This window comes from Stenotrophomonas sp. YJH_SMC_131, from assembly GCF_059367975.1.
The window spans coordinates 795685-820634 of record NZ_JCAFRJ010000001.1; the positions used below are offsets into that span (position 1 = coordinate 795685).

Below are 24950 nucleotides of genomic sequence, written 5' to 3' on the forward strand. Positions count from 1 at the left end.
CGACCCGCATTCGCGGGCTTCGGTTCCCTCACCTCCGGAAATTCTTCATGTCGACCCTGACACGTCGGCCGCTGCGTGCGGCCGGGCGGGTCGTCGCCGTGTTGCTGGGCCTGGCCCCGGCGGCATCGGTGATGGCGCAAGCCGCCCCTTCCTACGACACCCTGCTTGAACGCCTGGACCAGCTGCCCGGCACCCGCGTCGGTGCGGCGCTGGCCGAGGCCGCCGACGCGCGCGCCGACCAGGCCCGTGCGTTGCCCAACCCTTCCCTCTCTTACTCCGCCGAAAACGCCTGGGGCACCGGCTCCTATGGCGGCATGGGCAAGGCCGATACCGTGCTCACCCTGTCCCAGCCGCTGGAGGTCTGGGGCCAGCGTGGCGCGCGTGTCCGTGCCGCCCGTGCCGAGGCACAGGCCGCCAACCTGCGTGGTGCCCAAAGCCGCAGCGACGTGGCCAGCCAGCTGGCGGTGGTCTATGCACAGGCGGAAAGTGCACTGCGCCGCTACACCCTGGCCGAAGAAGCACTGAGCCTCACCCGCGCTGACGCCAACGCGGTCAACGCGATGGTCAAGCAGGGCCGCGAGCCGCAGCTGCGCGCCGTGCAGGCGCAGAGCGAAGTCGCCAACGCCAGCGCCGCGCTGGATGAGGCGCAGGCCTTCCGCGATGCCGCGCTGGCCCGCCTGGCCGGTGCCGCGCTGCTGGATGCGCCGGTGCAGTCGATCGGCGACAGCCTGCTCGACCGCGCGCCGCCGTTGCCACGCGGTGCCACCGATACCGCGCTGGCGGTGCGCATCGCCGAAGCCGAAGCGGATGCGGCGGGCAAGCTGGTCGACGTGGAGCGCAAGCGCGCCCTGCCCGACCTGAGCGTCACTGCCGCGCAGACCCGCTTCCGCGAGGGGGGCGAGCGCGCCTACAACCTCGGGGTCAGCCTCAGCATCCCGCTGTTCGACCGCAACCGCGGGGGCATCCGCGCCGCCAATGCCGACCAGCGCGCGGCCGAGGCACGCCTGGACCAGCAGCGCCGCGACAGCGAGGCGGCACGCCTCTCCGCGGTGGCCGGTTTGAAGGCCGCCGGCAGCCGTACCCGCGCCGCCGATGAAAGCGTGGTCGCCGCCGAAGAGGCGTATCGCCTAGCCCGCATCGGCTTCGACGCCGGGCGCATCTCGCAGCTGGAACTGCGCAGCACGCGCAGCGCCCTCATCGCCGCCCGCGGCACCGCCGTGGATGCGCGCCTGTCGCGCGTCGCCGCGGAAATCGATCTTGCCCGCCTTGAAGGGCGCGCACCTTTTGTGGAGGTCCCATGACGCTCTCCCGTACTTTCCCGCTGATCGGCGGCGTGCTGCTGGCCGCGCTGCTGGCCGGCTGCGCCGGCAACGCGCAGACACCTGCCAATGAAGACCCGGCTGCGGCCAAGGCCGGCACCGACGATGGCCACGGCCATGCCGCCGACAGCAAGGAGGCCAAGGCCGAATCCGCAAAGGCGCCCGCCGATGGCGATGAGGGTGTCGTGCAGCTGACTCCTGAGCAGATCAAGGCGTCCGGTATCGAAGTGGTCGCGGTCGGTCGTGGTGGCGGTAGCTCCACGCGCCTGTCCGGCCGGGTCGAACCGTCGGTCGGTGCACGCGCCTCGGTGGCGTCGACCGTGACCGGCCGCGTCGAACGCGTGCTGGTCGCACCGGGCACCGCGGTGAAGCAGAACCAGGCACTGGCGATCGTGGTCAGCGGCGAAGCGGCGGTGTTCCGCGCCAATGCGCTGGCCGCCTCGGCCGAGGCCGAGGCCGCGCGCCTGGCCTATGGCCGCGACAAGGCGCTGGTCGACCAGGGCGTGGTTGCCCGCCAGGAGATGGAAGCCTCGCGCGCACGGTCGCTGGCGGCACAGGCCCAGGCCGCTGCCGCGCAGGCCCAGGCCGCTGCCAACGGTGCGCCCGATGCCAGTGGCCGCGTGCGCATCACCAGCCCGGTGGCCGGCATCGTCGGCAACGTGCAGGTCACTCCGGGCGGTGTAGTCGCCGCCGGCAGTGCAGTCGCCGATGTCGCCGACCCGACAATGAACGAGCTGGTGTTCACCGCACCGCCGGCGCTGGCCGCACAGGTCACGCCCGGCATGACGCTGGAAGTGAGCGTGCCGGGTGGCAGCTTCACCGCCACCGTCACCGGTTCGGCCGCCGATGTGCGCCAGCAGGGCGGCGTCGCGGTGATCCGTGCCACGCCGGTGGATGCGTCGCTGCCGCCGGCCGGTTCGCCGGTCTCGGCCGTGGTGGTCACCGAAGGCCAGGACGGCTCGCTCAGCGTCCCGGCCGATGCAGTGCAGAAGGTTGATGGCAGCAGCGCGGTGTTTGTCGCCGTCGAAGGTGGCTTCAAGGCGCAGCCGGTCCTGGCCGGGCGCCGTGCCGGTGACCGCATCGAGATCCTCGCTGGGCTGACCGGCAGCGAGCGCATCGTCGGTGCCAATGCCTTCCTGCTCAAGGCCGAGCTGGCCAAGGGCGAAGCCGAGCACGGCCACTGAGGAGGCGACCATGTTCAAGCTGATCATTGAAACAGCGGTGCGCCACCGCTGGCTGGTGGTGTTCATGGCCGCACTGATCGCCGCGGTGGGCCTGTTCCAGCTGGGCAAGCTGCCGATCGACGCGGTGCCGGACATCACCAACCGTCAGGTACAGATCAACACGGTGGCACCGGCGCTGACACCGGAGCAGATCGAGCGGCAGGTGACCTATCCGCTGGAAACCGCGCTGGCCGGCATCCCCGGCCTGACCACCACGCGTTCGCTGTCGCGCAATGGTTTCTCGCAGGTCACCGCGATCTTCACCGATGCCACCGACATCTACTTCGCCCGCCAGCAGGTGGCCGAACGCATGCGCGAGGCATCGGAAGCCCTGCCCGATGGTGCATCACCGATGCTGTCGCCGGTCACCACCGGCCTTGGCGAGGTGCTGATGTGGACGGTGGACTTCACCGCGTTCGATCCGGCCAAACTGGCCAAACCCGATGAAGCGGGCTGGCAGGCCGGCGAGGTCTACCGCACACCGGAAGGCAACCTGCTGCGTACGCCCGAAGAACGTGCGACCTACCTGCGCACCGTGCAGGACTGGATCATCGCGCCGCAGATGCGTTCCAGCCCGGGGCTGGCCGGCGTCGATACGGTCGGCGGCTACGTCAAGGAATACGGCGTGCATCCGGACAGCGCCAGACTGGCCGCGCATGGCCTCGGCCTGGCCGACCTGGTCACTGCGCTGCAGCGTTCCAACGTGCAGGCCGGTGCCGGCTTCGTACAGCGTGCCGGCGAGGGCCTGGTGGTACGTGCCGACGGCCTGGCGCTGACCACCGACGACCTGGCACAGGCCCCGGTGGCGACCCGCAATGGCGTGGTGGTACGCGTAGCCGATGTGGCCACGGTGGAACTGAGCCGCGCGCCGCGGCTGGGTGCGGCCAGCCGCAACGGCCATGAAGCCGTGCTGGGCACCGCGCTGATGATTGCCGGTGGCAACAGCCGCACCGTGGCCCAGGCAGCGGCCGCGCGCCTGGAACAGGTAAACAAGTCACTGCCGGCCGACATCGTGGCGGCACCGGTGCTGGACCGCAGCGTGCTGGTCAATTCCACCATCAAGACCGTCGCCAGGAACCTCACCGAGGGCGCGCTGCTGGTGGTGGTGGTGCTGTTCCTGCTGCTGGGCAACCTGCGTGCGGCAACGATCACCGCGCTGGTGATTCCGCTGTCGTTCCTGTTCGCAGTGATCGGCATGAACCGCTTCGGCATCAGTGGCAACCTGATGAGCCTGGGTGCGCTGGACTTCGGCATCCTGGTGGACGGTGCGGTGATCGTGGTCGAGTCGACACTGCTGATGCTGGGCCAGCGCCGCGCCGAACTGGGCCGTGCGCTGACCGCGATGGAACGCCTGCGCGTAGCCGCCGATTCGGCCATTAAGATGGCGCGCCCTGCGGCCTTCGGCCAGCTGATCATCCTGCTGGTGTTCGCGCCGATCCTCACGCTGGAGGGCGTGGAGGGCAAGACGTTCCACCCGATGGCGGCCACGTTCATGCTGGCCCTGGTCGGTGCCTTCCTGTTTTCCTTCACCTTCGTGCCGGCGATGGCCGCGCTGCTGGTGCGCGAGCCCAAGGTGAAGGACGGCGATGCGCACGCGGACGACGGCGAGCACGAAACCAGGCTGATCCGCGTGCTGCGTGCGCGCATCGAACCGGTGGTGCGCAAGGCCGTGGCGCACCCGCGCACGGTGCTGGCCGGTGCGGTGATGATGGTGGTGGTGGGCATCGGCGCGTTCTCGCTGCTGGGCCGCGAGTTCATGCCGACCCTGGATGAAGGCAACGTGGCGATGCAGGCCCTGCGCGTGCCATCGACCTCGCTGGAGCAGTCACTGGCAATGCAGCTGGCGCTGGAAAAGGCGATTGCCAAGCAGCCGGAAGTGGAAACCGTGTTCTCGCGCACCGGTACCGCCGAGGCGGCGATCGACCCGATGCCGACCAACATTTCCGACAGCGTGATCGTGTTGAAGCCACGCAAGGACTGGCCCGATCCGACGCTGGCCAAGGACGCACTGGTGGCGCGCTTCGAGAAACTGGCCGGGCAGCAGCTGGGCAACAGCTTCGAGTTCAGCCAGCCGATCGAGCTGCGCTTCAACGAACTGATTTCCGGCGTGCGTACCGACCTGGCCGTAATGATCTTCGGTGATGACTTCAGCCAGCTGCAGAAGGTGGCCGACCAGGTGGCGTTGAAGCTGCGTGCGGTGGATGGCGCGGCCGACGTGCGGGTAGAACAGACCTCCGGCCTGCCCACGCTCAACGTGGCGATCGACCACGTGGCGGCGGCACAGTACGGGTTGAGCGCTGCAGATGTGAGTGATGCGCTGTCCACCGGCATCGGCGGTACCACGGCCGGCAAGATCTTCGAAGGCGACCGCCGCTTCAACGTGGTGGTGCGCCTGGACGATGCCTCGCGCAACGATCCGGACCAGCTGGCCTCGCTGCCGATCGCCACGCCATCGGGGCTCGTGATTCCGTTGTCGTCGGTGGCGCGCATTACCGTGAGCGAAGGGCCGAACCAGATCAGCCGCAACAACGGCAGCCGCCGCGTGGTGGTGCAGGCCAACGTGCGCGGTCGCGATCTGGGCGGCTTCGTCGGCGAGGCGCAGGCCGCGGTGGCCGACGTGGCGCTGCCGCCGGGCGCCTACCTGACCTGGGGCGGTCAGTTCGAGAACCTGCAGCGCGCGGAGAAGCGGTTGGCAACCGTGGTGCCGGTGGTGTTCCTGCTGATCGGCAGCCTGCTGTTCATGGCCCTGCGCAGCGGCAAGGAAGCCATTCTGGTGTTCAGCTGCGTGCCGTTGGCGCTGGTCGGTGGCATCCTCGCGCTGCTGCTGCGAGGCATGCCGTTCTCGGTATCGGCGGCAGTTGGCTTCATCGCCGTCTCCGGCGTGGCCACGTTGAACGGCCTGGTGCTGATGCAGGCGATCCGCGAACGCCTGGATGCCGGCGACCTGCCGCTGCAGGCAGCAATCAACGGTGCCTCCAGCCGCATCCGCGCGGTGCTGACCACGGCGCTGGTGGCGATCGTCGGCTTCATCCCGATGGCGATTGCCAGCGGTTCCGGTGCGGAGGTGCAGAAGCCGCTGGCCACGGTGGTGATCGGTGGCCTGATCACCGCCACCGTGCTGACCCTGCTGGTGCTGCCGACCTTCGCAGCACGGGTGGCCAAGCCGCGGCCGGTGGGGTGAGGCGAGAGGGGGTCGGAGCCCTTTCCACAGGAAAGGGATCCGACCCCGTGACCGGGTCGGGTTGCCGGCCAGCGGCCGGCACTACCCTTGCACGGTCAGGCCTTCTTGCGCTCGGCGATGTAGGCCTGGATCTGCTGTTCCAGCACCGGCAGCGGCACCGAGCCCTGCTTGAGCAGGGTGTCGTGGAAGCCCTTGATGTCGAACTTGTCGCCCAGCTCCTTCTCGGCCTGCGCACGCAGGCGCACGATGGCGATCTCGCCCAGCTTGTAGCTCAGCGCCTGGCCAGGCCAGGAGATGTAGCGGTCCACCTCGGTGGTCACTTCATGCTCGCTCAGCGCGGTGTGGTCACGCAGGTAGGCCAACGCCTGCTCGCGGGTCCAGCCCTTGCTGTGCACGCCGGTGTCGATCACCAGGCGCGCGGCACGCCACATCTCGTAGGTCAGGCGGCCGAAATCCTCGTACGGGGTTTCGTAGATGCCCATCTCCACGCCCAGTTTCTCGCAGTACAGCGCCCAGCCTTCGCCATAGGCGGAGATGTAGGCGTTGCGGCGGAACTCCGGCAGGTTCTTCTGCTCGGCGGCGATCGCGCCCTGCAGCGAGTGGCCCGGATCGGATTCATGCAGGGTCAGCGCCGGCAGGTTGTACAGCGGGCGCGACGGCAGGTTGTAGGTGTTGAGCCAGTAGGTGCCCATGCCACCGCGGCCGGCCGTCCAGAACGGTGCGATGTCCGGCGGCACCGGCACGATGGTGAAGCGCGCGCGCGGCAACGTCATGTACTTGCCCAGCTGGCCGTCCGCCCGCTTGGAGATCCACGCGGCACGCGACAGCAGCTCTTCCGGTGTCTTTGCATAGAACTGCGGATCGGTACGCAGGAAGGTCAGGAACTCGGCAAAGCTGCCCTTGAACTTCACCTGCTTGATGATGTCGTTCATTTCCTTCTGGATGCGCTCGACCTCGCCCAGGCCGATGCGGTGGATCTCGTCCGGCGACAGGTCCAGCGTGGTGTACTCGTGGATCTGCTGCCGGTAGTACGCCTTGCCATCGGGCATCGCTTCGGCGGCCAGGGTGGTACGCGCCTGCGGCACGTACTCGTTGACGAAGAAGGTGCGCAGCTGCTGGAACGCCGGCACCACCTTGCCGCTGATTGCTTCGCGCGCCTGCGCCTGCAGCCTGGCCTGCTCGGCGGCCGGGATGGTGGTGGGCAGCTTCTTGAACGGCGCGTACAGCGGCGACTCGGTCGGGTCCTTCAGCTCGGCGACGGTGGCGATGGACACTTCGCGGCCATCGAGCACCGCGCGCGGCACGCTGAAACCACGCTTCAGGCCGGCGCGCATGTTCTCGGTCTGCTGGCCGAAGTAGCGCGGTACATCATTCAGGCGTGCGATGTAGTTCTGGTAGTCCTGCACGGTCTTCATCTCGCGCCGGGCCATGAAGGACAGGTTGGACCAGAACGAGGAATCGGCGTTGAACGGCATCTCGTAGCCGCGCAGGCGCGTCTCTTCGGCCAGGTTGAACACCTGGTCGTGGTAGATCGCGTAGTTGACCTGGTTGTCGGCCGACAGGGTCTTCGGGTCGATCTTCTTCAGCGCGGCCAGGGTCTCATCCCACACCTTCAGGCGCGCCTGCTGCGCGGCCGGGCCGACGTCGGGCATGCTGGTGGCGTTGGCCGGGGCGTCCTCGTCCTCGCTGGCCTCGCCACCGCCCTGCTGGCGCCACTTCCATTCCTTCTCGTACAGCGCGCGGAAGGCGGCGTCGGCGGGCGATTCAGTGGCCACGCCGGACGGTGCGGCGGTGGCGGGCGGCGCGGCCAGGGCCACGGCGGGGGCGGACAGGGCGATCAGCAGGGCAACGGCAAGACGGGTTTTCACGAGCACAGGTTCCCGGGAAGGCAGACCCCGATCATGGCACCGCCCATCGCCCGTGGCATGGGACGAAGGTCCTGCCTGCGCAGCAGACCGGGGCCCCGGTAGCCAGGTACGCAGTAGACCCACGTCATGCGTGGATGCGCCGCGGATCCGGACAGGGTGATCCGGACGGGGTCAGAGCCCTTTCCCATGGAAAGGGATCCGACCCCGGGGCCTCAGTGGCTGGCCTTGTCTCGCTTCCAGCCGCGGTGCTTGATGTCCAGGTGCAGGCTGTACAGCGCGGTGAACGCCGGGAACAGGTTCTGCAGCACGCCCACCGAGTCCTGCTTGGCCGAGAACAGGAAGTAGCTCAGCGTCATCAGGCTGCCGAGCACGCTCATGTACCAGAACAGGCGCGGGATCACCGGCTTGCCGGCGCGCTTGGACGCGACGAACTGGACCAGCCAGCGGCCGCCGAACATCAGCGCGCCGGTATAGCCGATCAGCTTCCAGCCGGTCACGTGCAGGCCGGTCCAGTACAGCCAGGTCAGCGGCTGGTCGAGCCAATGCAGCTCCAGATCCATCAGCGCTCCTCCACCGCGGTGCGCTTGCTGCGGGTGATCAGCCAGGCCACGCCACGCAGGTCGCGGATGCCGACCAGCGCGCGGCCGAGGTTGTTGTACTTGGACACGCCAGCGGTACGGTGGCGGTGGTTGACCGGCACGCTGGTGGTCTTCCAGCCGGCGCGCTGCATCAGCGCCGGCAGGTAGCGGTGCATGTGGTCGAAGTACGGCAGGTCGAGGAACGCGCTGCGTTCGAACAGCTTGATGCCGCAGCCCGTATCGGGCGTATCGTCGCGCAGCATGCGTGCACGGATGGCGTTGGCCCATTTGCTGGCCCAGCGCTTGCTGCCGCTGTCCTGGCGGTTGACGCGCCAGCCGGCGAACAGCTTCACCTGCGCCTCGGCGGCGTCGCGTGCGGCGAGCAGCTTGGGGATATCGGCCGGATCGTTCTGGCCATCGCCATCCAGGGTCGCGATCCACGGCGCGCGGGCGTGCTTGACGCCGGTGCGCACCGCGGTGCTCTGCCCGCTCTGGTTCACATGGTGCAGCACGCGCAGTTCCGGGGTGGTCGCCTTCAGTCCCTGCAGCACCGCCAGGGTGTCATCGCGCGAGTGATCGTCGATGTAGACGATTTCGAACGGCAGCCGGCCACGCAGCGCGGCGGTGATTTCGGCGACCAGCGGGGCGACATTGTCGCGCTCGTTGAATACCGGGACGACAACGGAAAGCTCGGGTTGGCTCATAAGGCACTCGGCCAAAGGGGGGACAAAGACCGCGCATTCTCCGCTGCCGAGGTTATCCGAAGATGAACCCCGCGGCGTGAGGATCCATCCTCAGGCGCGATCGCCAAAATACTCGCGGCACCACTGCACCACAGGCGGCAGGCCTTCTTCGATCGGGGTCACCGCATCGAAGCCGAAAGCGTCATGCGCGCGCCGGGTATCGGCCATCGTGCGCACCATGTCGCCGGGCTGCATGGGCTTGTACACCTTCTGCGCGGGGCGGCCGGCGGCCTGCTCGATCACGCTGATGAAGCGCTCCAGCTCGACCGGCGTATGGTTGCCGAGGTTGAACACCCGGTGCGGCACCGGGCCGTCGGCCGGATGCGCGAGGGCGCCGAGGATACCGGACACAATGTCGGAGACATGTGTGAAATCGCGCTGCATGCGGCCCTCGTTGAACACGTCGATCGGCCGCCCGGCCAGCACCGCGCGGGAGAACAGCAGCGGTGCCATGTCCGGCCGGCCCCACGGGCCATACACGGTGAAGAAGCGCAGGCCGGTGGCATGCAGGCCGTACAGCTGCGCGTAGGTATGGGCCATCAGCTCATTGGCCGCCTTGGTCGCCGCGTACAGCGAACGCGGCTGGTCTACGCGCTGGTCCTCGGAGAACGGCGGCGTGGCCGAATCGCCGTAGACCGAGCTGCTGGAGGCATACACCAGGTGCTGCACGCCACGGTGGCGGCACAGTTCGAGCATGTTGACGAAGCCGACCAGGTTGCTGTCGACGTAGGCGTGCGGGTTTTCCAGCGAATAGCGCACGCCGGCCTGGGCGGCCAGATGGATCACCGCCGTCGGCTGCACTTCATCGAACAGCGCAGCCAGGCCCTCGCGGTCGGTCAGGTCCAGCGCGCGCAGGTCCAGCGACGGGCACAGCGCGGCCACGCGGTCGCGCTTGATCTGCGGGTCGTAGTAATCGTTGAAGTTGTCCAGGCCGACCACGGCCTGGCCGGCCTCCAGCAGTGCGCGGGCGGTGTAGGCACCGATGAAGCCGGCAGCGCCGGTGAGCAGGATGGTCATGGCAGGGGCCTGGAAACGAAGTTCAGGCCCCTGATGTTACCGGTCTCAGAACAAACCGAAACGCTTCTTCGCCACGTTGGTGCGGCCGGGTTCGATTACATCCTGGATCTTCTTCGCGTCGAAGCGGTCGAGCAGCGCCTCGGCGCCCTTCCTCAGCTTCAGGTCCATCTCTTCGGGGTACAGCGGGACCAGGCTCATGAAGCTGATGGTCTTGCCGTCGTCCAGTTCCAGCGTGGCAAAGTCCTCCGGGGTGGTTACCGGCGGCAGCACGATGGCGCCGTCGAAGCCCACGCCCGGCGCATAGGGCTCGCTGGGATGGCCGTTGGGAATGGTGTGGCCGAAGCCCAGCCAGGTGTCGTACTCGTGCGGCAACCGCGCCATGCCCTTCAGCAGGCGCACCGGCCAGTAATTGCGCTCGTCCTCGAAGGCGTCCTGGGAGATGGGCCAGTCCGCCGGCAGGGTCACCATCAGTTCCATGTAGCGCGGCACGTCCGCGTCCACCTCGGCGGGCACGGTCATCGGCAGGTCGCTCATGCCGGAGGTGACCAGGCGCAGGTAAGGGCAGTGGTCATTGGCCGGCACCACGTGCACGTCGATGTGCACCAGGTCGGAGATGATCTCGTGGAAGACACCGGATACCGGGCCCAGATGGCGTTCGAGGTGGGCGCTGATCGCCTCGATGTGGCGTTCTTCGCCGGTGGCGAGCACGAAGTCCTTTTCGCGGCGATGTACCAGTATCTGGGTGCCGTCCGGGCTGACGTCCTCGTATTCGTTGCTCATGTCCTGCTCCCTGGATGAGGCCACGGACCGGAAGGCAGTGCATTCCCTCGGCGCGCGCGGCGGTACGTTCCCTGTCATTGGCGGGACACGGCAGGAACGGGCCGCGCCCCTGTCACTGCGCCGGGCTCAGCCCTGGCGCGTGCGCAGCTTTTCCAGCACGCCGTCCAGGGTATCCAGGTCGGTGTAGTGGATGATCAGCTTGCCCTTGCCACCGCGGCCATGATTGATCGCCACCTTGGCGCCCAATGCTTCGGACAGTTCGGTTTCCAGCGAGGCGATGTCGGCCTGCTGCACCTTCGGCGTGGCCGCCGGGCGGTTGCTCGGCACCTTGCCGGCGGCGAAGGCCTGCGCACGGCGCTCGACCTCGCGCACCGACCAGCCTTCATCGGCTGCTTCCTGGGCCAGCTTGCCGGCCAGCTCGGGAGCCAGGGTCAGCAGCGCGCGGGCGTGGCCCATTTCCAGGCGGCGGGTTTCCAGCAGCAGGCGGATCGCCACCGGCAGCTCCAGCAGGCGCAGCAGGTTGGACACCGCCGCGCGCGAGCGGCCGACGGCCTCGGCGGCCTCGGCATGGGTCAGGGTGAACTCGCTGATCAGGCGCTGCAGCGCCTCGGCTTCTTCCAGCGGGTTGAGGTCTTCGCGCTGGATGTTCTCGATCAGCGCCATCGCGATGACGGTGCGGTCTTCCAGCTCGCGCACCACCACCGGCACTTCGTCCAGGCCGGCCAGCTGCGATGCGCGCCAACGGCGTTCACCGGCGACGATTTCGTAGTTGCCTGCCGGCAGCTGGCGCACCAGGATCGGCTGGATCACGCCCTGCGACTTGATCGAGTCGGCCAGCTCGGACAGCTTGCCCTCGTCCATCTCGCGGCGCGGCTGGTACTTGCCCGGCTGCAGCTGGCCGACCGGCAACTTGCGCAGCACTTCACCCGGCAGCGGCTCGATCACCGCGGTGGTGGCCTGCACCTGGCTGACCGCGCCTTTCGGGCCCAACAGCGCATCCAGGCCACGGCCGAGGCCTCGCTTCTTGGCTGCCGGCTTGCTGCTGGTCATCAGACGATCTCCACGGCCTTGCCGGCCTTGTTGCGTTCGTTGTTGCGGCGGATGATCTCGCCGGCCAGGCCCAGGTAGGCCACGCCACCGCGCGAGGCGCGGTCGTAGCCGACGATGCTCTGGCCATGGCTGGGTGCCTCGGCCAGGCGCACGTTGCGCGGCACGATGGTGCGGAACACGCGGTCGCCGAAGTGCTCGGTGAGCTCGGCCGACACTGCGTTGGCCAGGTTGTTGCGCACGTCGAACATGGTGCGCAGCACGCCTTCGATCTCCAGCGCCGGGTTCAGGCTGGTGCGCAGCGCTTCGATGGTTTCCACCAGCGCGCTCAGGCCTTCCAGCGCGTAGTACTCGCACTGCATCGGCACGATCACCGAGTCGGCGGCGGCCAGCGCGTTGAGCGTCAGCAGCGACAGCGCCGGCGGGCAGTCGATCAGGATGTAGTCGTACTCGTCGCGGATCGGCGCCAGCGCGCGCTTCAGGCGCTGCTCGCGCTCGCTCTGGCCCATCAGCTGGATCTCGGCGGCGGTCAGGTCGATATTGCCGGGCAGCAGGTCGTAACCCTCGGCAGTCTGCACGCGTACATCGGCAGCGCTGTTCTCGCCGAGCAGCAGGTCACAGGTGGAGGCGGCCAGCTCGCGTTTGTCCACGCCACTGCCCATGGTCGCGTTGCCCTGCGAATCCAGGTCGACCAACAGCACGCGCTTGGGTGCGTTGGCCAGGGAAGCGGCCAGGTTGACGGCGGTCGTGGTCTTGCCGACGCCACCCTTCTGGTTGGCGATGGCGATGATGCGGGCCATGCGGGTGTGCCTCGTCGACGTGTGCTGGGACCGGTCATTATGCGTACAACCGGCCCCTTGCGGAAATCGTGGATCGCCAACCCGTTGTTCCACAAGGGGCTGGCGGCGGGAATCAGGGGCCTGTAACAGTGACCAGGTGGCGTTCGCCGGCCAGGCCGGGCACGCTCAACGGGGTCACCTCGCGCACCTGCCAGCCCGCCGGCAGGTCCGCGATCTCCTCATGCGGGTAGACGCCCTTCATGGCCAGCAACACGCCGCCGGGGCGCAGCAGGTGGCCACCGACGCGGACGATGCCGGCCAGGGTGTCCATCGCGCGCGCGGTCAGCTGGTCGTAGCGGCCGGCCTCGTCCAGCGCCTCGGCGCGCGACTCGGCCACGCGGGCGTTGCCCAGGCCGAGCTGGCGCACGGCTTCGCGCATGAAGCGCGCCTTCTTGCCGTTGCTCTCGACCAGGGTGACCTGCAGGCCCGGGCAGGCGATCGCCAGCGGGATGCCGGGCAGCCCGGGGCCGGTGCCAAGGTCGGCCAGGCTGCCGTCGGCCACGAACGGCTGCATCGCCAGCGAGTCGAGCAGGTGGCGGGTGACCATCTCCTGCGGGTCGCGGATGGCGGTGAGGTTGTAGGTGCCGTTCCAGCGGTGCAGCAGGGCCAGGTAGCGCAGCAACGGCGGCGCCAGCGCGGCGTCCAGGCCCATGCTGGCCAGGCCCTGTTCCAGCGTGGCAGACACGCTGGCGGGAAGTGGGTGTTCGCTCATGCCGGCATTATCGCCGGTTTTGCGCGCCGATTCCCCGCTTCAGTGTGGATACCAGGCCAATGCGGCGCGGAACTGGCCGCTGGCCTGCCACTCGTGCAGGTGCCAGCGCGCGGCCTCGCCCAGTTCCGGGTCGCACCAGCGCAGGTGCAGGGCGCCATCGGGCCCGGGCGCCAGCTGCAGGCGGTGCAGGCCGAACGAGATGCCCTGCCCGTGCGCCTTCAGGATGGCCTCCTTGACGCACCACACGCGGAAGAACCAGTGCTCGCGCCCGGCCTCATCCAGGCGTTCCAGCCAGGCCACCTCCTGCGGGTGGAAGAAGCGCCGCACGATCTCCAGCAGGCGCGGTCGCGGCCGCAGCAGCTCCAGGTCCACGCCCAGCCGCACGCCTTCGCCCAGCGCCACCAGCAGCACCTCGCCGCTGTGGCTCCAGCCGGTGCCGTAGTGGGCCAACGGGCCGCTCAGTTCCGGCCGGCCCTTGTCATCACGGACCAGCGGCAGCGTCTGCGGGTCGGCGCCCAATGCCTGCGCCAGCACCTGCCGCGCCTGCGGTTCACCACGCTGGCCCGGCACATGCGGGCGCCGCCAGACCGTCACCGGACCGAAGCGCCACGGGCCATCGAGGGTGGCTGGCAGGCTCATCCGCACACGCCCATCACGCAATTCCACGACGGGTTCACAGCCCTGCGCGTCAACTGGTCACAGTTCCCCACCGGAGGTTCGATCATGGGCATCATCATCTGGCTGATCGTCGGCGGCATCGTAGGCTGGCTGGCCAGCATCATCATGAAGCGCGATGCCCAGCAGGGCATCATCCTCAACATCGTGGTCGGCATCGTCGGCGCGCTGATCTCCGGCTGGCTGTTCGGCGGCGGCATCAACGAAGCGATCACCCTCCGCACCTTCCTGTTCTCGCTGATCGGCGCGGTGATCCTGCTGGCGATCGTCAACCTGTTCACCCGCAAGAGCATACGGTGATCTGAGGGTAGTGCCGGCCACTGGCCGGCAGATGTTCCAGAACAGGCCCGGCAATCGTCGGGCCCTGTTCGTTCAACCGATCTGCACCCAGGCCGGCGCATGGTCACTCGGGCGTTCCCAGGTGCGCGGCTCGCGGTCGATGCCCGAGGCCACCGCACTGCCCTTCAGCGCCTCTGAGACCAGGGTCAGGTCGATGCGCAGGCCCAGGTTGCGGCGGAAGCCGGCGGCACGGTAGTCCCACCAGCTGAAGGTACCCGCCTCGTCGTTGTGCAGGCGGAAGCCATCGTGCAGGCCCAGCTGCAGCAGCTTGTTCAATGCGCCGCGCTCGGCGGTGGACGTCAGGATGTGGTTGTCGTTCCACACCGCCGGGTCGTGCACGTCGCGCGCGTCCGGGGCGATGTTGAAGTCGCCCATCACGATCAGCTTCGGGTGGCGCTGCAGTTCTCCGGCGATCCAGGCATGCACCGCTTCCAGCCAGCGCAGCTTGTAGTCGTACTTGTCGGTGCCGATGTCCTGGCCATTGACCACGTACAGGTTGATCACCCGCAGGTCGCCGAAGGTGCCGGCGATGACGCGCTTCTGCTCGTCCTCGAAACCGGGAATGCCGATCTGCACGTCCTGCGCCGGCTCACGCGACAGCAGCGCCACGCCGTTGTAGGTCTTCTGGCCGGCGAACACGCTGCGGTAGCCCGCGGCGATCAGCGCCGAATCGGGGAACTTGTGGTCCTCCAGCTTGGTTTCCTGGATGCCGACGATGTCCGGGCCGAAGTCCTTGAGCCACTGCTCCAGGTGCGGCAGGCGGACATTGAGCGAATTGACGTTCCACGAGGCGATCTTCATGGGGGCATTCTACCCGGGTGGGCTTTGGTAGAGGCCGACCTTGGTCGGCGCTCCTCGATTTCCATCAACCCGCGCCAAAAAACCGACGCTTTCGACTTTTTGACCGAACATGACCGAAATTGGCGCCTGGGATATGATCGCTGCCGCAAGATGCCACCCGCCGCCGAGCGCCCCTGTATGGATACGCGTGTGACTGCCGACAGCAACTTTCATTTCCTGCAGGAACACGATCCTGTCTTCCTGAAGCTGGCAATGATGGCCGAACAGGTCTTCGCCAGTGATCCCAACACGACACTGATCAAGCTGAGGCAACTTGGCGAGGCCATCGCACAGGACCTTGCCGCCCGTGCCGCCATTCGTCGGGATTCCCAGACCAGTCAAGCCAGCCTGTTGTATCAGTTGGGCCGTGAACTGCAATTGGATCCAAAGGTGCAAGACCTGTTCCGGGTCCTTCGTGTCGAGGGCAACAAGGCGACGCACGAATTTGCCACCCAGCATCGTGAAGCCATGGACGGCCTCAAAGTCGCGCGGGAACTGGCGATCTGGTACCACCGTGCTTTTGGCACCAACGCGGCCCAGTTCAAGCCGGGCCCGTTCCTCCCCCCCAAGGATCCTGCAGCACCCCTGCGTGAGATCCAGCATCAGGTCGGCCAACTGCAAGCCGAGCTGGATGCCGCGCGTCAGCAGCACGATCAGAGCAAAGCCCTGATTGACCTGAAAGAGCGCGAGGTACAACTCAATGCAGAATTGGCTGAGGCTATGGATGCCGAGGCCCGGGAGCTCGCAGCGGCAGTCGCTCAGCGCGAACAGGAACTACAGCAGCTTCGGGCAGAGTTCGAGCAACGTGTAGCGGACCTTCAAGCTTCCGTCGGGGTCGCAACGAGCGCGACGCAGCAGGTTGCCCGGAGCACACAGCGATCCAGCGCCAGCTTCGAGCTGAGCGAAGATCTCACCCGCATCCTGATTGACCAGCAGCTTCGCGATGCGGGATGGGAAGCCGACTCGCTGGAGCTCACCTACGCGAAGGGCGCCCGTCCGGAGAAGGGCCGCAACTTGGCCATTGCGGAATGGCCAACCTCTGTATCTCATGCCAATGCAGACTATGTGCTCTTCATCGGTCTGACGCCGGTTGCCATCGTTGAGGCCAAGCGCAAAGGGGTCAATGTCGCCGATCGCATTCCTCAGGCCGAGCGCTATGCGCGCGACCTGACCGCTGAGGGTGGCGTCGAAATGGCGTGGGCCGGTGCAGGCTTGCATGCTGGCTGGGAGGACGGCCAGGGTGGAACGTTCCAGGTGCCTTTGGCATTCGCCTGCAATGGACGTCCATTCGTCAAGCAACTTGCCGAGCAGTCGGGCGTCTGGTTCCGCGATCTCCGCTCGCCCTCCAATCTGCGGCGGTCGCTGCACGGTTTCCATACACCAGCGGATATTCTTGACCAGCTCAAGCGTGACCGTGCCAAGGCAGAGGCAGAACTCGAACAAGAGGGCATGAGCTACCTTCGCCTGCGCGACTACCAGCTGCATGCGATCCGTGCCGTGGAGGAGGCCCTCGCTACAGGTGAGCGCAACTGTCTGTTGGCTATGGCCACCGGCACCGGCAAGACACGCACCATGATCGGATTGATCTACCGGTTGCTCAAGAGCGAGCGATTCAATCGCATCCTGTTCCTGGTGGATCGCTCAGCACTAGGCACACAAGCCAGTGAAGCAATGGCCGAGATGACGCTGGAACAGAATCAGACACTGGCCCAGATCTACAACCTCGACGGGTTGGACGACACGCGGACTGCCAACGAAACCCGAGTTCAGGTCGCAACCGTACAGGCAATGGTAAGGCGCATCTTCCAGTCGGACACGCCGCCAGCAATCGGAACGTTCGATTGCATCGTGGTCGACGAGGCCCACCGCGGCTACACCCTCGACCAGGACATGACCGAGGGTGAGCTGGCCGTGCGCGATCATGCGCAGTATCTGTCGCAGTATCGCCGGGTTCTGGACTACTTTGATGCCTGCCGAATTGGTCTGACAGCGACCCCGGCCAAGCACACAACCGAAATTTTCGGAAAGCCCATCTACACCTACAGTTATCGGGAAGCTGTAGCTGACGATTGGCTGATCGACCACGAGCCTCCAATCCGTTTCGAAACACTGCTCAGCCGCAACGGCATCCATTTCGACAGTGGAGATCAGGTCAGTGTGGTCAACATTCACACGGGCGAAGTGGATACCGCGGAGCTGGAGGACGAGCTCGATTTCAATATCGAGTCGTTCAACCGTCGTGTCATTACACCCAATTTTGATCGGGTCGTCTGTGAGCAGCTTGCCAAGGAACTGGATCCTGATGGCGAGGAGAAGACGCTGATCTTCTGTGTCAGCAAGAAGCACGCAGAGCACGTCAAGAACCGGCTGGATGAAGCACTGAAGGCCATGCATGGCGATCAGTACAATCAGGCGAGCGTCGCGGTCATTGTCGGGGATAGCGACAAGGTCGACCAGCTCATTCGTTGCTTCAAGAATGAGCGCTATCCCAATATCGCAATTACCGTTGATTTGCTTACCACCGGCATCGACGTGCCCACCATCAGCAATCTGGTCTTCATGCGTCGGGTCCGCTCGCGCATCCTCTATGAACAGATGAAGGGGCGCGCGACCCGTCGCTGTGATGAAATCGGCAAGACCGTATTCCGCATCTTCGATCCGGTGGATCTGTATGCCGCCCTTGAAGAGGTGGACACCATGAAACCGCTCGTGAAGGACGCGAACGTCAGTATCGAGCAACTGATTGGTGAGCTCGGCCATGAAGCGAGCTTCAGTGCACCCGGCAATGATGGCGGAAGTCACGCGGATGATGCGCTGGCCCAGCTGAGCCAGCGCATCATGCGCGTGCTGCGCCAGGCCGAGCACAAGGCTGAGCGCAGGAAGGACGTACGCGACAAGCTCGATGCGCTGGAGGCCGAATGGGGGGTGCCGCCTGCACAACTGCACAAGCACCTACATGGACTGGGCGCACGCGAGGCGGCTGCGTTCCTGAAGCGTCATTCCAACTTGCCGCAACAACTGCAGGAAGTGAACCAACTGTTGGGAACCGAGCGTTACCCCATCATTGCCGAGCATCAAGACGAACTGCTCTCACGCGAGCAGAGCTATGGCGTGAATGAAGCTCCGGAGGACTATCTGGACAGCTTCAACGCGTTCATTCGGGATCAGATCAACCAATCCGCGGCCTTGAGTGTCATCGTCAACCGGCCGCGAGACCTGACCCGGGCACAGCTGAAGGAGGTTCGCTTGCTGCTGGACCAGAATGGCTACAGCGAGGCCCACCTGCGGGGCGCCTGGCGTGACAGCACCCAGCAAGAGGTCGCGGCCAGCATCATCGGCCACATCCGGCGCGCGGCATTGGGGGAGGCGCTTGTACCCTTTGAGCAGCGCGTGGAGCGGGCAATGCGGAGCATTTACGCCCAGCGGGCGTGGACTCCGGTGCAGCGAAAATGGCTGGGCCGTTTGGCCCAGCAGTTGGTGCATGAAGTCGTCATGGACCGTGAAGACGTTCAACGGGTCTTCATCGGGGATGGCGGCGCGCCGCAGCTTGATCGCCTGCTGGAAGGCAGGCTGGACCATGTGCTCGACACCTTGGGCGAAACAGTCTGGGAACAGGCAGGTTGAACATAGCGGATGAGCCGAATAGGATGCATAATCGGCTCAAATAACGAGCCGAATAGCCCCCTTGCTCGGCTCACTGTTCTGGAAACCCGCCCATGAGCTCCCCGCACTGGATCTGGCAGCATCCCGAGTGGCCGCATTTTCACTGGAAAGCGGACGAGCTTGCTGTGGACCTTCGCGAGTGCCAGCAAGCCTATGGCCAAGTGCTGGGCATGGCGGGAGCCGTTGGGGGTGACACACAATGCGAGCAGGCGCTGAATGCCCTCCTCTCCAGTATTGTCACCTCTTCAGAGATCGAGGGCGAGCATCTGGATGTCGGCTCGGTCCGGTCATCGCTGGCGCGTCACCTGGGCATGGTGGATGCCACACCACGCCGCACCACTGCCCGAAGCGAGGGACTGGCCGAGCTGATGCTGGACGCCACGGGCCACGCGCAAGAGCCCTTGGATCTTCCGCGCTTGATGCGTTGGCATCACTGGTTGTTTCCCGACGAGGAAGACACCCTGCTCGCCAACCGCATCCGGATAGGGCAGCTTCGCGGCGAGGCTCCCATGCAGGTGGTCTCCGGCAGGATCGATCGACCACGCGTGCACTTCGAGGCCCCGCCCCGCCAGGGCCTGGAGTCGCAGCTGGATGCGTTCCTCGACTGGTTCAACAGCTCCCGCCGGGACGCAACACTCGACCCGCTGCTGCGCGCCGGTATTGCCCACCTCTGGTTCGTTACCCTGCACCCGTTCGACGACGGAAACGGCAGGTTGACCCGGGCCCTGACCGATCTTGCGCTGGCCCAATCGCAACCGCAGGCAATCCGTTTTCATGCGCTCTCGGCCGCCATCCTGGCCGACCGCAACGGCTACTACCGCAGCCTGGAGACGACCCAGAAGGGTGGATTGGACATCACAGCGTGGCTGCACTGGTTCCTGGAGACTCTCCATACCAGTCTGACCCAGGCGGTGCAGCGCATCGACAAGGTTCTGACCAAGACACGCTACTGGCAGGCGCACCGGGAGCAGCCGCTGTCCGCCGAACAGACCAAGGTACTGAATCGTCTGCTGGATGGCGGAGAGCGAGGTTTCGCACTGGGCATCAGTGCCAGCCAGTACCAGACCGTGGCCAAGGTCTCCAAGGCGACCGCCACGCGCCACTTGGCCGATCTGCTGGAAAAGGGCTGCCTGCGCCGCCTGCCCGGCGGAGGCCGCAGCACCCGCTACGAAATCAATTGGCCGGCATCGGACGCGTCCCTGCCTGCCTTTACTGCATCTACGGAAGACAGCACCCATGAACCATAACGATATCGTCCAGAAACTCTGGAACCTCTGCGACGTCCTGCGCGACGATGGCATCAACTACAGTGACTACGTCACCGAACTGGTGTTGCTGCTGTTCCTGAAAATGGAATACGAGCAGGTGCAGAACAACGAAGCGTTCGAACACAAGCTTCCCGCAGGCTGCCGGTGGCCCGACCTGACAGCCCTGTCAGGTACCAAGCTACTGACCGGCTACAAGCGCATGCTGCTCGATCTTAGCCAGAGCGATGATCTGATGATCGCGGCCATCTACGCCGATGCGCAGACCAGCCTGAAGGAGCCGCGGCATCTGGAGACGCTGATCAAGGCCCTGAACGGCTTGGATTGGTTCAGCGCGCGCGAGGATGGCCTTGGCGACCTGTACGAAGGTCTCCTGCAGAAGAACGCGAATGAAACCAAGTCTGGCGCGGGACAGTACTTTACCCCGCGCGCGTTGATCGACTCGATCATTCGCTGCCTGAGGCCACAGCCGGGTGAGACCATTCAAGACCCTGCGGCAGGTACCGCTGGCTTCCTGATTGCCGCAGATGGGTACATCAAATCGCAGACCGATGATCTGTACACCCTGACGGACAAGGAGCGCCGCTTCCAGCGCCGCAAGGCCTTTGTCGGCATGGAGCTCGTTCCGGGTACCCGTCGCCTGGCATTGATGAACTGCCTGCTGCATGGCATGGATGGCGAGGGCGAAGGCGTGGTGCAGCTGGGCAACAGCCTGGGCAATGCAGGCGCAGGACTGGCCAAGGCGGACGTCATCCTTTCCAATCCGCCGTTCGGTACGGCCAAGGGCGGCGGCGGCCCCACCCGTGATGACCTGACCTATCGCACCAGCAACAAGCAGTTGGCCTTCCTGCAGCACATCTATCGCGGGCTCAAGCCCGGCGGGCGTGCGGCGGTAGTACTGCCGGACAATGTGCTGTTTGAATCGGGCGTCGGAACCGAGATCCGCCGCGACCTGATGGAAAAGTGCAATCTGCATACGTTACTGCGCCTGCCCACCGGAATTTTCTACGCGCAGGGTGTGAAGACCAATGTGCTGTTCTTCCAGAAGGGCACGGCAGAGAATCCGCGCCAGGAAACGGGGTGCACCACGGCCACCTGGGTGTATGACTTGCGCAGCAACATGCCCAGCTTTGGCAAGCGGACACCGTTTGGTCCCGTGCACTTGAAGCCGTTTGAAGAGGCTTACGGAGTAGACGCAAATGGGCGCAGCCCGCGAGTGGATGAGGGCGAGGAAGGCCGGTTCCGCTGCTTCACGCGCGATCAGATCAAGGAACGCGGTGATTCGCTGGATATCACGTGGCTGAAGGATGCTGACAGCGTGGATGCGGGCAATCTGCCTGCGCCGGAAGTGCTGGCGGCTGAGGCGATGGCGGAGCTGTCGGAGGCGCTGAGGGAACTGGATGCGTTGATGCAGGCGCTGGGTGCTGGAGATGAAGCGTTGGAGCAGAAGCGGTTGTTGGCTGACGTAATGGGGATGCAGATCTCCGGCAATGGGGTGGACTGTGAGTGAGTTGCCTGAAGGCTGGGCCAGCTGCCAGCTCGGAGATCTCCTCTGCCACATCCAAGCCGGGAAGAGCGTGAAGTGCGACGAACGCCCCCCTGAAGGCAACGAGCCTGGGTTGGTCAAGATCAGTGCCGTAACGTGGGGCGAGTTCGACGAGATCGAGAGCAAAACCCTACTGACCGCAGAGGGTCTCGACGAACGCAACAGGATCCGGCCTGGCGATCTGCTGATCTCTCGAGCGAACACCCTGGAGCTCGTTGGTGCGCCGGTAATTGTGCAGAAAATTTCTAAGCACCTGTACTTGAGTGACAAGGTTCTGCGCCTGGAGCTGCCTGAGTCGCTGCGCGAGTGGGCACTCATCTGCCTCAGATCAGAATCGGGCAGAGCCCAGATCGAATCGTTGGCTACTGGCAATCAGCTCTCTATGCGAAACATCTCGCAGGACGCCCTACGTGCAATTGAAATGCCGTTGCCTCCGGAAGCAGAGCAGAAGCGCATCGCGCAGAAGCTGGATGCGTTGCTGACACAAGCCGACTCATTGAGGGAACGGGTTAGCACCATTCTTCCGCTAATTAAGCGCTTCCGCCATGCAGTTCTAGTTACCGCCGCAAGTGGCCGGCTGACGCAGGACTGGCGCGATTCCAATGGCGCTCAAGGCAATGAATCGGCCGGCGAATACCTCAGACGCATACTTGAATCAAGACGCGAAGAACCAAGGGCTCGTTTCAAGCCCCCGGTTATGCCAGACACTGAAACAAGGAACATTGATGTTCCAGATTCCTGGATCGTTACCAGCGTTTCCAGCGTCGCCGAATGCTTGGATAGCATGCGCGTCCCCGTTAAAAAAGAGCTCCGTATGGCAACTGTCGGTACGTATCCATACTTTGGCGCTAATGGTGAAGTTGACCGCGTGGATGAGTTCATCTTTGACGATGACCTTGTTCTGGTGACGGAAGATGAAACGTTCTACGGTCGAGTGAAGCCAATTGCCTATATGCACTCAGGGAAGTGCTGGGTCAACAATCACGTCCATGCGCTCCGAGCACATGACAGGATTGGGCAGTCCTACCTCTGCTACACATTGATGCACTACGACGTCACGCCGTGGCTGACCGGAACCACAGGAAGAGCAAAGCTAACTCAGGCTGCACTGATGGCACTTCCTATCGGCATGCCACCACCAGCGGAGCAGGCAGAGATTGTGCGCCGTGTCGAACAACTCTTCGCCATAGCTGACCAGCTGGAAACTAAGGTCGTAACGGCCAGAATGCGCATCGATACCCTGACCCAACGCATCCTCGCTAAAGCCTTCCGTGGCGAACTGGTCCCCCAAGATCCCAACGACGAGCCGGCCAGCGTATTGCTCGAGCGCATCCGCGTCCAGCGTGCTGCTGCACCTAAACCCAAGCGTGGTCGCAAGGCTGCATCCAACTAATCATCGACCTCGAAAGGAATCACCCGTATGACTACCTTCGACAGTACCAAGCTGCCACTGAAAGATCTCCTCAAGGACATCGTTGACGGCAAGATCCAGCTGCCGGACTTCCAGCGAGGCTGGGTCTGGGACGATGAGCACGTGCGCAGCCTGCTGGTCAGCCTTGGCCGTTCATTCCCGGTGGGCGCGGTAATGCTGCTGGAGACAGGTGGCGCGGTGCGCTTCCAGGTGCGCCCTGTTGAGAATGTCCCGCATGAGGGCCTGCTGCCTCCGGAGAAGCTGATCCTGGACGGACAGCAACGTCTGACCACGCTCACTCAGGTTCTCAAGCTGTCCGGGCCGGTCAAGACCACGACGGACAAAGGCAGGCCGGTTGATCGCCACTACTACATCCATATCCCCACTGCATTGGCCGGGCCGGACCGCCTGGACGAGGCGATCATTGCCACCGACGGCACGCGTCAACAACGCAGTGACTTCGGCCGCAGGCTGGACCGGGATCTTTCCACACGCGAACTGGAGTGCCAGCAGGAATACTTCCCGTGCTCTGAAATTCTGGAAGGCATGGGCTGGCTGCAGGATCTCTATCAATACAACGCCGCTGCGGTCCCGCAATTTTTCGAATTCAAGAAGCAGGTTCTCGATGCCTACAACGAGTATCAGATTCCACTCATCGTGCTGAAGAAGGAAACCAGCAAGGAAGCTGTGTGTCTGGTCTTCGAAAAGGTCAACACCGGCGGCGTTCCGCTGTCGGTATTCGAGCTGGTCACCGCTACCTATGCCGCCGATGGCTACAACCTGCGCGACGATTGGTATGGCAGCCAGCAACGCGGCGTTATTTCGCGGCAGAAGCGGCTGGCCAGGGAGCCGCTTCTGAAGAGCGTGGAGAACACCGATTTCCTGCAGGCCGTGACCATGCTGCATACGCTGGAGAAGCGACGCGCCGATCTGGCCGCCGGAAAGAGCGGCAATCAGGTGACACCTGTGAGCGCCAAACGAGCCTCGGTGCTGGAGCTTCCACTGGAAGCCTATCAGCGCTGGGCAGACGTGGTGGAACAGGGCTTCATCCGTGCCGCCAAGTTCCTGCGCCATGAGTGCTTCATCTCTCCACGCGACCTGCCCTACCGCACTCAGTTGGCACCGCTGGCTGCAGTGCTGGCATTGATTGGTGCCGATGAGCGGTGGCGCGAACCGCAGGTCCACCAGAAGCTAGCCCAGTGGTACTGGTGCGGCGTGCTCGGTGAACTGTATGGCGGCGCGGTGGAAACGCGCATGGCCAATGATGTGGAGGAGTTGTTGGGCTGGATTGAGCAGGACGCCCTGCAGCCGCGAACGATCTCTGACGCTGCTTTCCAGATCGATCGCCTGGCTTCGCTTTCCTCACGATTGAGTGCCGCCTACAAGGGTATCAACGTGCTGGTGCTACGCGAGGGTGCGCAGGATCTGTACTGGAAGGGGCGAATCCGCGACCTTGAAGCCGACGAGATCGCGCTCGACATTCATCACATCTTCCCGCGTGACTGGTGCGAGAAACAGGACATTCCGCGCCGTCGCTACGATTCGATCATCAACAAGACGCCGATCTCCTATAGGGCGAATCGCATGATTGGTGGCTCAGCACCGTCCCACTATCTGTCTGCGCTGCAGTCACACAAGCAGGTGCAACTTGACGACGTTGGCATGGATGCTCTGCTGGCGAGTCATCGCATTCCCGCGGAGGCCCTGCGCGCAGATGACTTTGAAGGGCTTTGGAACCAACGCCAGCTGGCTCTGTTGGCTCTGATTGAAGGTGCCATGGGCAAGAGGGCCACTGCACAGTTCGAGGCTGAAGCCCTGGTGTGATCGCAATTGGGTGTGCCAACCAAGGTTGGCACCTACCGGGTAGTGCCGGCCGCTGGCCGGCAACCCCATGCCCCCCGCCA

General features: G+C 65.1%; 19 protein-coding genes. 9 read left to right on the forward strand and 10 right to left on the reverse strand.

Features of this window, described 5'->3' with window-relative positions; genetic code table 11:
* The first annotated feature begins 47 nt into the window (after positions 1 to 47).
* From AC5P56_RS03665 to AC5P56_RS03675, 3 genes are read left to right on the forward strand one after another with little or no spacing between them, the layout of a single operon-like run.
* Positions 48 to 1301, forward strand: coding sequence for a TolC family protein (locus tag AC5P56_RS03665; protein ID WP_049407169.1), 1254 nt, complete (start codon positions 48 to 50; stop codon positions 1299 to 1301).
* Positions 1298 to 2503, forward strand: a complete 1206-nt coding sequence (locus tag AC5P56_RS03670) for an efflux RND transporter periplasmic adaptor subunit (protein ID WP_126411526.1) — start codon at positions 1298 to 1300, stop codon at positions 2501 to 2503. Before AC5P56_RS03665 ends, AC5P56_RS03670 begins: the two co-directional genes overlap by 4 nt.
* Before the next feature lie 10 nt (positions 2504 to 2513).
* On the forward strand, positions 2514 to 5723 hold the full coding sequence (locus tag AC5P56_RS03675; protein ID WP_288495481.1) for an efflux RND transporter permease subunit: 3210 nt from the start codon (positions 2514 to 2516) through the stop codon (positions 5721 to 5723).
* 95 nt (positions 5724 to 5818) lie between these two features.
* On the opposite strand, the gene AC5P56_RS03680 is transcribed toward AC5P56_RS03675, so the two are convergent.
* The 9 genes from AC5P56_RS03680 to AC5P56_RS03720 all read right to left on the reverse strand — a co-directional run bounded on the left by AC5P56_RS03680 (position 5819) and on the right by AC5P56_RS03720 (position 13946).
* A complete protein-coding gene (locus tag AC5P56_RS03680; RefSeq protein WP_495231462.1) occupies positions 5819 to 7591 on the reverse strand; it encodes a DUF885 domain-containing protein in 1773 nt (590 codons plus the stop codon).
* Positions 7592 to 7803: 212 nt separating this feature from the next.
* A complete protein-coding gene (locus AC5P56_RS03685) occupies positions 7804 to 8151 on the reverse strand; it encodes a lipid-A-disaccharide synthase N-terminal domain-containing protein (RefSeq protein WP_014648879.1) in 348 nt (115 codons plus the stop codon).
* The gene (locus AC5P56_RS03690) at positions 8151 to 8873 is read right to left on the reverse strand and encodes a glycosyltransferase family 2 protein (RefSeq protein ID WP_005420380.1); all 723 of its coding nucleotides are present in this window, start codon (positions 8871 to 8873) and stop codon (positions 8151 to 8153) included. Before AC5P56_RS03690 ends, AC5P56_RS03685 begins: the two co-directional genes overlap by 1 nt.
* A gap of 90 nt (positions 8874 to 8963) precedes the next feature.
* Entirely contained in the window at positions 8964 to 9929 is a 966-nt protein-coding gene (locus AC5P56_RS03695; protein WP_053494542.1) for an NAD-dependent epimerase/dehydratase family protein, read from the reverse strand.
* Positions 9930 to 9974: 45 nt separating this feature from the next.
* Positions 9975 to 10709 carry a suppressor of fused domain protein gene (locus AC5P56_RS03700; RefSeq protein ID WP_049407664.1) on the reverse strand — a complete coding sequence of 245 codons (735 nt, stop codon included), beginning with the start codon at positions 10707 to 10709 and terminating at the stop codon, positions 9975 to 9977.
* Between the two features lie 126 nt (positions 10710 to 10835).
* A complete protein-coding gene (locus AC5P56_RS03705; protein ID WP_014648883.1) occupies positions 10836 to 11759 on the reverse strand; it encodes a ParB/RepB/Spo0J family partition protein in 924 nt (307 codons plus the stop codon).
* Positions 11759 to 12556, reverse strand: coding sequence for a ParA family protein (locus AC5P56_RS03710; protein WP_014648884.1), 798 nt, complete (start codon positions 12554 to 12556; stop codon positions 11759 to 11761). The genes AC5P56_RS03705 and AC5P56_RS03710 overlap by 1 nt, the downstream gene beginning before the upstream one ends.
* 112 nt (positions 12557 to 12668) lie before the next feature.
* Entirely contained in the window at positions 12669 to 13307 is a 639-nt protein-coding gene (gene rsmG / locus AC5P56_RS03715) for a 16S rRNA (guanine(527)-N(7))-methyltransferase RsmG (RefSeq protein WP_014648885.1), read from the reverse strand.
* Between the two features lie 39 nt (positions 13308 to 13346).
* Positions 13347 to 13946: a 4'-phosphopantetheinyl transferase family protein gene (locus tag AC5P56_RS03720; protein WP_046433275.1), complete on the reverse strand. Its 600-nt coding sequence runs from the start codon at positions 13944 to 13946 to the stop codon at positions 13347 to 13349.
* An 84-nt stretch (positions 13947 to 14030) separates the two neighbouring features.
* On the opposite strand from AC5P56_RS03720, the gene AC5P56_RS03725 reads away from it, so the two are divergent.
* Positions 14031 to 14282, forward strand: a complete 252-nt coding sequence (locus AC5P56_RS03725; RefSeq protein ID WP_014648887.1) for a GlsB/YeaQ/YmgE family stress response membrane protein — start codon at positions 14031 to 14033, stop codon at positions 14280 to 14282.
* 72 nt (positions 14283 to 14354) lie between these two features.
* Here the strand turns inward: AC5P56_RS03725 and xth are convergent, their stop codons facing one another.
* Complete coding sequence (gene xth, locus AC5P56_RS03730; protein WP_014648888.1) at positions 14355 to 15122, reverse strand: exodeoxyribonuclease III; 768 nt, start codon at positions 15120 to 15122, stop codon at positions 14355 to 14357.
* Between the two features lie 189 nt (positions 15123 to 15311).
* On the opposite strand from xth, the gene hsdR reads away from it, so the two are divergent.
* From hsdR to AC5P56_RS03755, 5 genes are all read left to right on the forward strand, one after another.
* Positions 15312 to 18785 carry a type I restriction-modification system endonuclease gene (hsdR, locus tag AC5P56_RS03735; RefSeq protein WP_495231463.1) on the forward strand — a complete coding sequence of 1158 codons (3474 nt, stop codon included), beginning with the start codon at positions 15312 to 15314 and terminating at the stop codon, positions 18783 to 18785.
* A 92-nt stretch (positions 18786 to 18877) separates the two neighbouring features.
* Entirely contained in the window at positions 18878 to 20071 is a 1194-nt protein-coding gene (locus AC5P56_RS03740) for a Fic family protein (RefSeq protein WP_126411528.1), read from the forward strand.
* Positions 20061 to 21599: a class I SAM-dependent DNA methyltransferase gene (locus tag AC5P56_RS03745; RefSeq protein ID WP_126411529.1), complete on the forward strand. Its 1539-nt coding sequence runs from the start codon at positions 20061 to 20063 to the stop codon at positions 21597 to 21599. Before AC5P56_RS03740 ends, AC5P56_RS03745 begins: the two co-directional genes overlap by 11 nt.
* Complete coding sequence (locus tag AC5P56_RS03750; protein WP_172601374.1) at positions 21592 to 23028, forward strand: restriction endonuclease subunit S; 1437 nt, start codon at positions 21592 to 21594, stop codon at positions 23026 to 23028. The genes AC5P56_RS03745 and AC5P56_RS03750 overlap by 8 nt, the downstream gene beginning before the upstream one ends.
* A gap of 27 nt (positions 23029 to 23055) precedes the next feature.
* Positions 23056 to 24870, forward strand: a complete 1815-nt coding sequence (locus AC5P56_RS03755; RefSeq protein WP_126411531.1) for a DUF262 domain-containing protein — start codon at positions 23056 to 23058, stop codon at positions 24868 to 24870.
* Positions 24871 to 24950: the final 80 nt, after the last annotated feature.

Bases quoted from the DNA above. Each gene is read 5' to 3' on its own strand.
- AC5P56_RS03670 (WP_126411526.1), top strand. From the start codon at position 1,298: ATGACGCTCTCCCGTACTTTCCCGCTGATCGGCGGCGTGCTGCTGGCC.
- AC5P56_RS03755 (WP_126411531.1), top strand. From the start codon at position 23,056: ATGACTACCTTCGACAGTACCAAGCTGCCACTGAAAGATCTCCTCAAG.
- xth (WP_014648888.1), bottom strand. From the start codon at position 15,122: ATGAAGATCGCCTCGTGGAACGTCAATTCGCTCAATGTCCGCCTGCCG.
- AC5P56_RS03740 (WP_126411528.1), top strand. From the start codon at position 18,878: ATGAGCTCCCCGCACTGGATCTGGCAGCATCCCGAGTGGCCGCATTTT.
- AC5P56_RS03710 (WP_014648884.1), bottom strand. From the start codon at position 12,556: ATGGCCCGCATCATCGCCATCGCCAACCAGAAGGGTGGCGTCGGCAAG.
- AC5P56_RS03705 (WP_014648883.1), bottom strand. From the start codon at position 11,759: ATGACCAGCAGCAAGCCGGCAGCCAAGAAGCGAGGCCTCGGCCGTGGC.
- AC5P56_RS03725 (WP_014648887.1), top strand. From the start codon at position 14,031: ATGGGCATCATCATCTGGCTGATCGTCGGCGGCATCGTAGGCTGGCTG.
- AC5P56_RS03720 (WP_046433275.1), bottom strand. From the start codon at position 13,946: ATGAGCCTGCCAGCCACCCTCGATGGCCCGTGGCGCTTCGGTCCGGTG.
- AC5P56_RS03700 (WP_049407664.1), bottom strand. From the start codon at position 10,709: ATGAGCAACGAATACGAGGACGTCAGCCCGGACGGCACCCAGATACTG.
- rsmG (WP_014648885.1), bottom strand. From the start codon at position 13,307: ATGAGCGAACACCCACTTCCCGCCAGCGTGTCTGCCACGCTGGAACAG.
- AC5P56_RS03665 (WP_049407169.1), top strand. From the start codon at position 48: ATGTCGACCCTGACACGTCGGCCGCTGCGTGCGGCCGGGCGGGTCGTC.
- AC5P56_RS03745 (WP_126411529.1), top strand. From the start codon at position 20,061: ATGAACCATAACGATATCGTCCAGAAACTCTGGAACCTCTGCGACGTC.
- AC5P56_RS03695 (WP_053494542.1), bottom strand. From the start codon at position 9,929: ATGACCATCCTGCTCACCGGCGCTGCCGGCTTCATCGGTGCCTACACC.
- AC5P56_RS03690 (WP_005420380.1), bottom strand. From the start codon at position 8,873: ATGAGCCAACCCGAGCTTTCCGTTGTCGTCCCGGTATTCAACGAGCGC.
- AC5P56_RS03675 (WP_288495481.1), top strand. From the start codon at position 2,514: ATGTTCAAGCTGATCATTGAAACAGCGGTGCGCCACCGCTGGCTGGTG.
- AC5P56_RS03685 (WP_014648879.1), bottom strand. From the start codon at position 8,151: ATGGATCTGGAGCTGCATTGGCTCGACCAGCCGCTGACCTGGCTGTAC.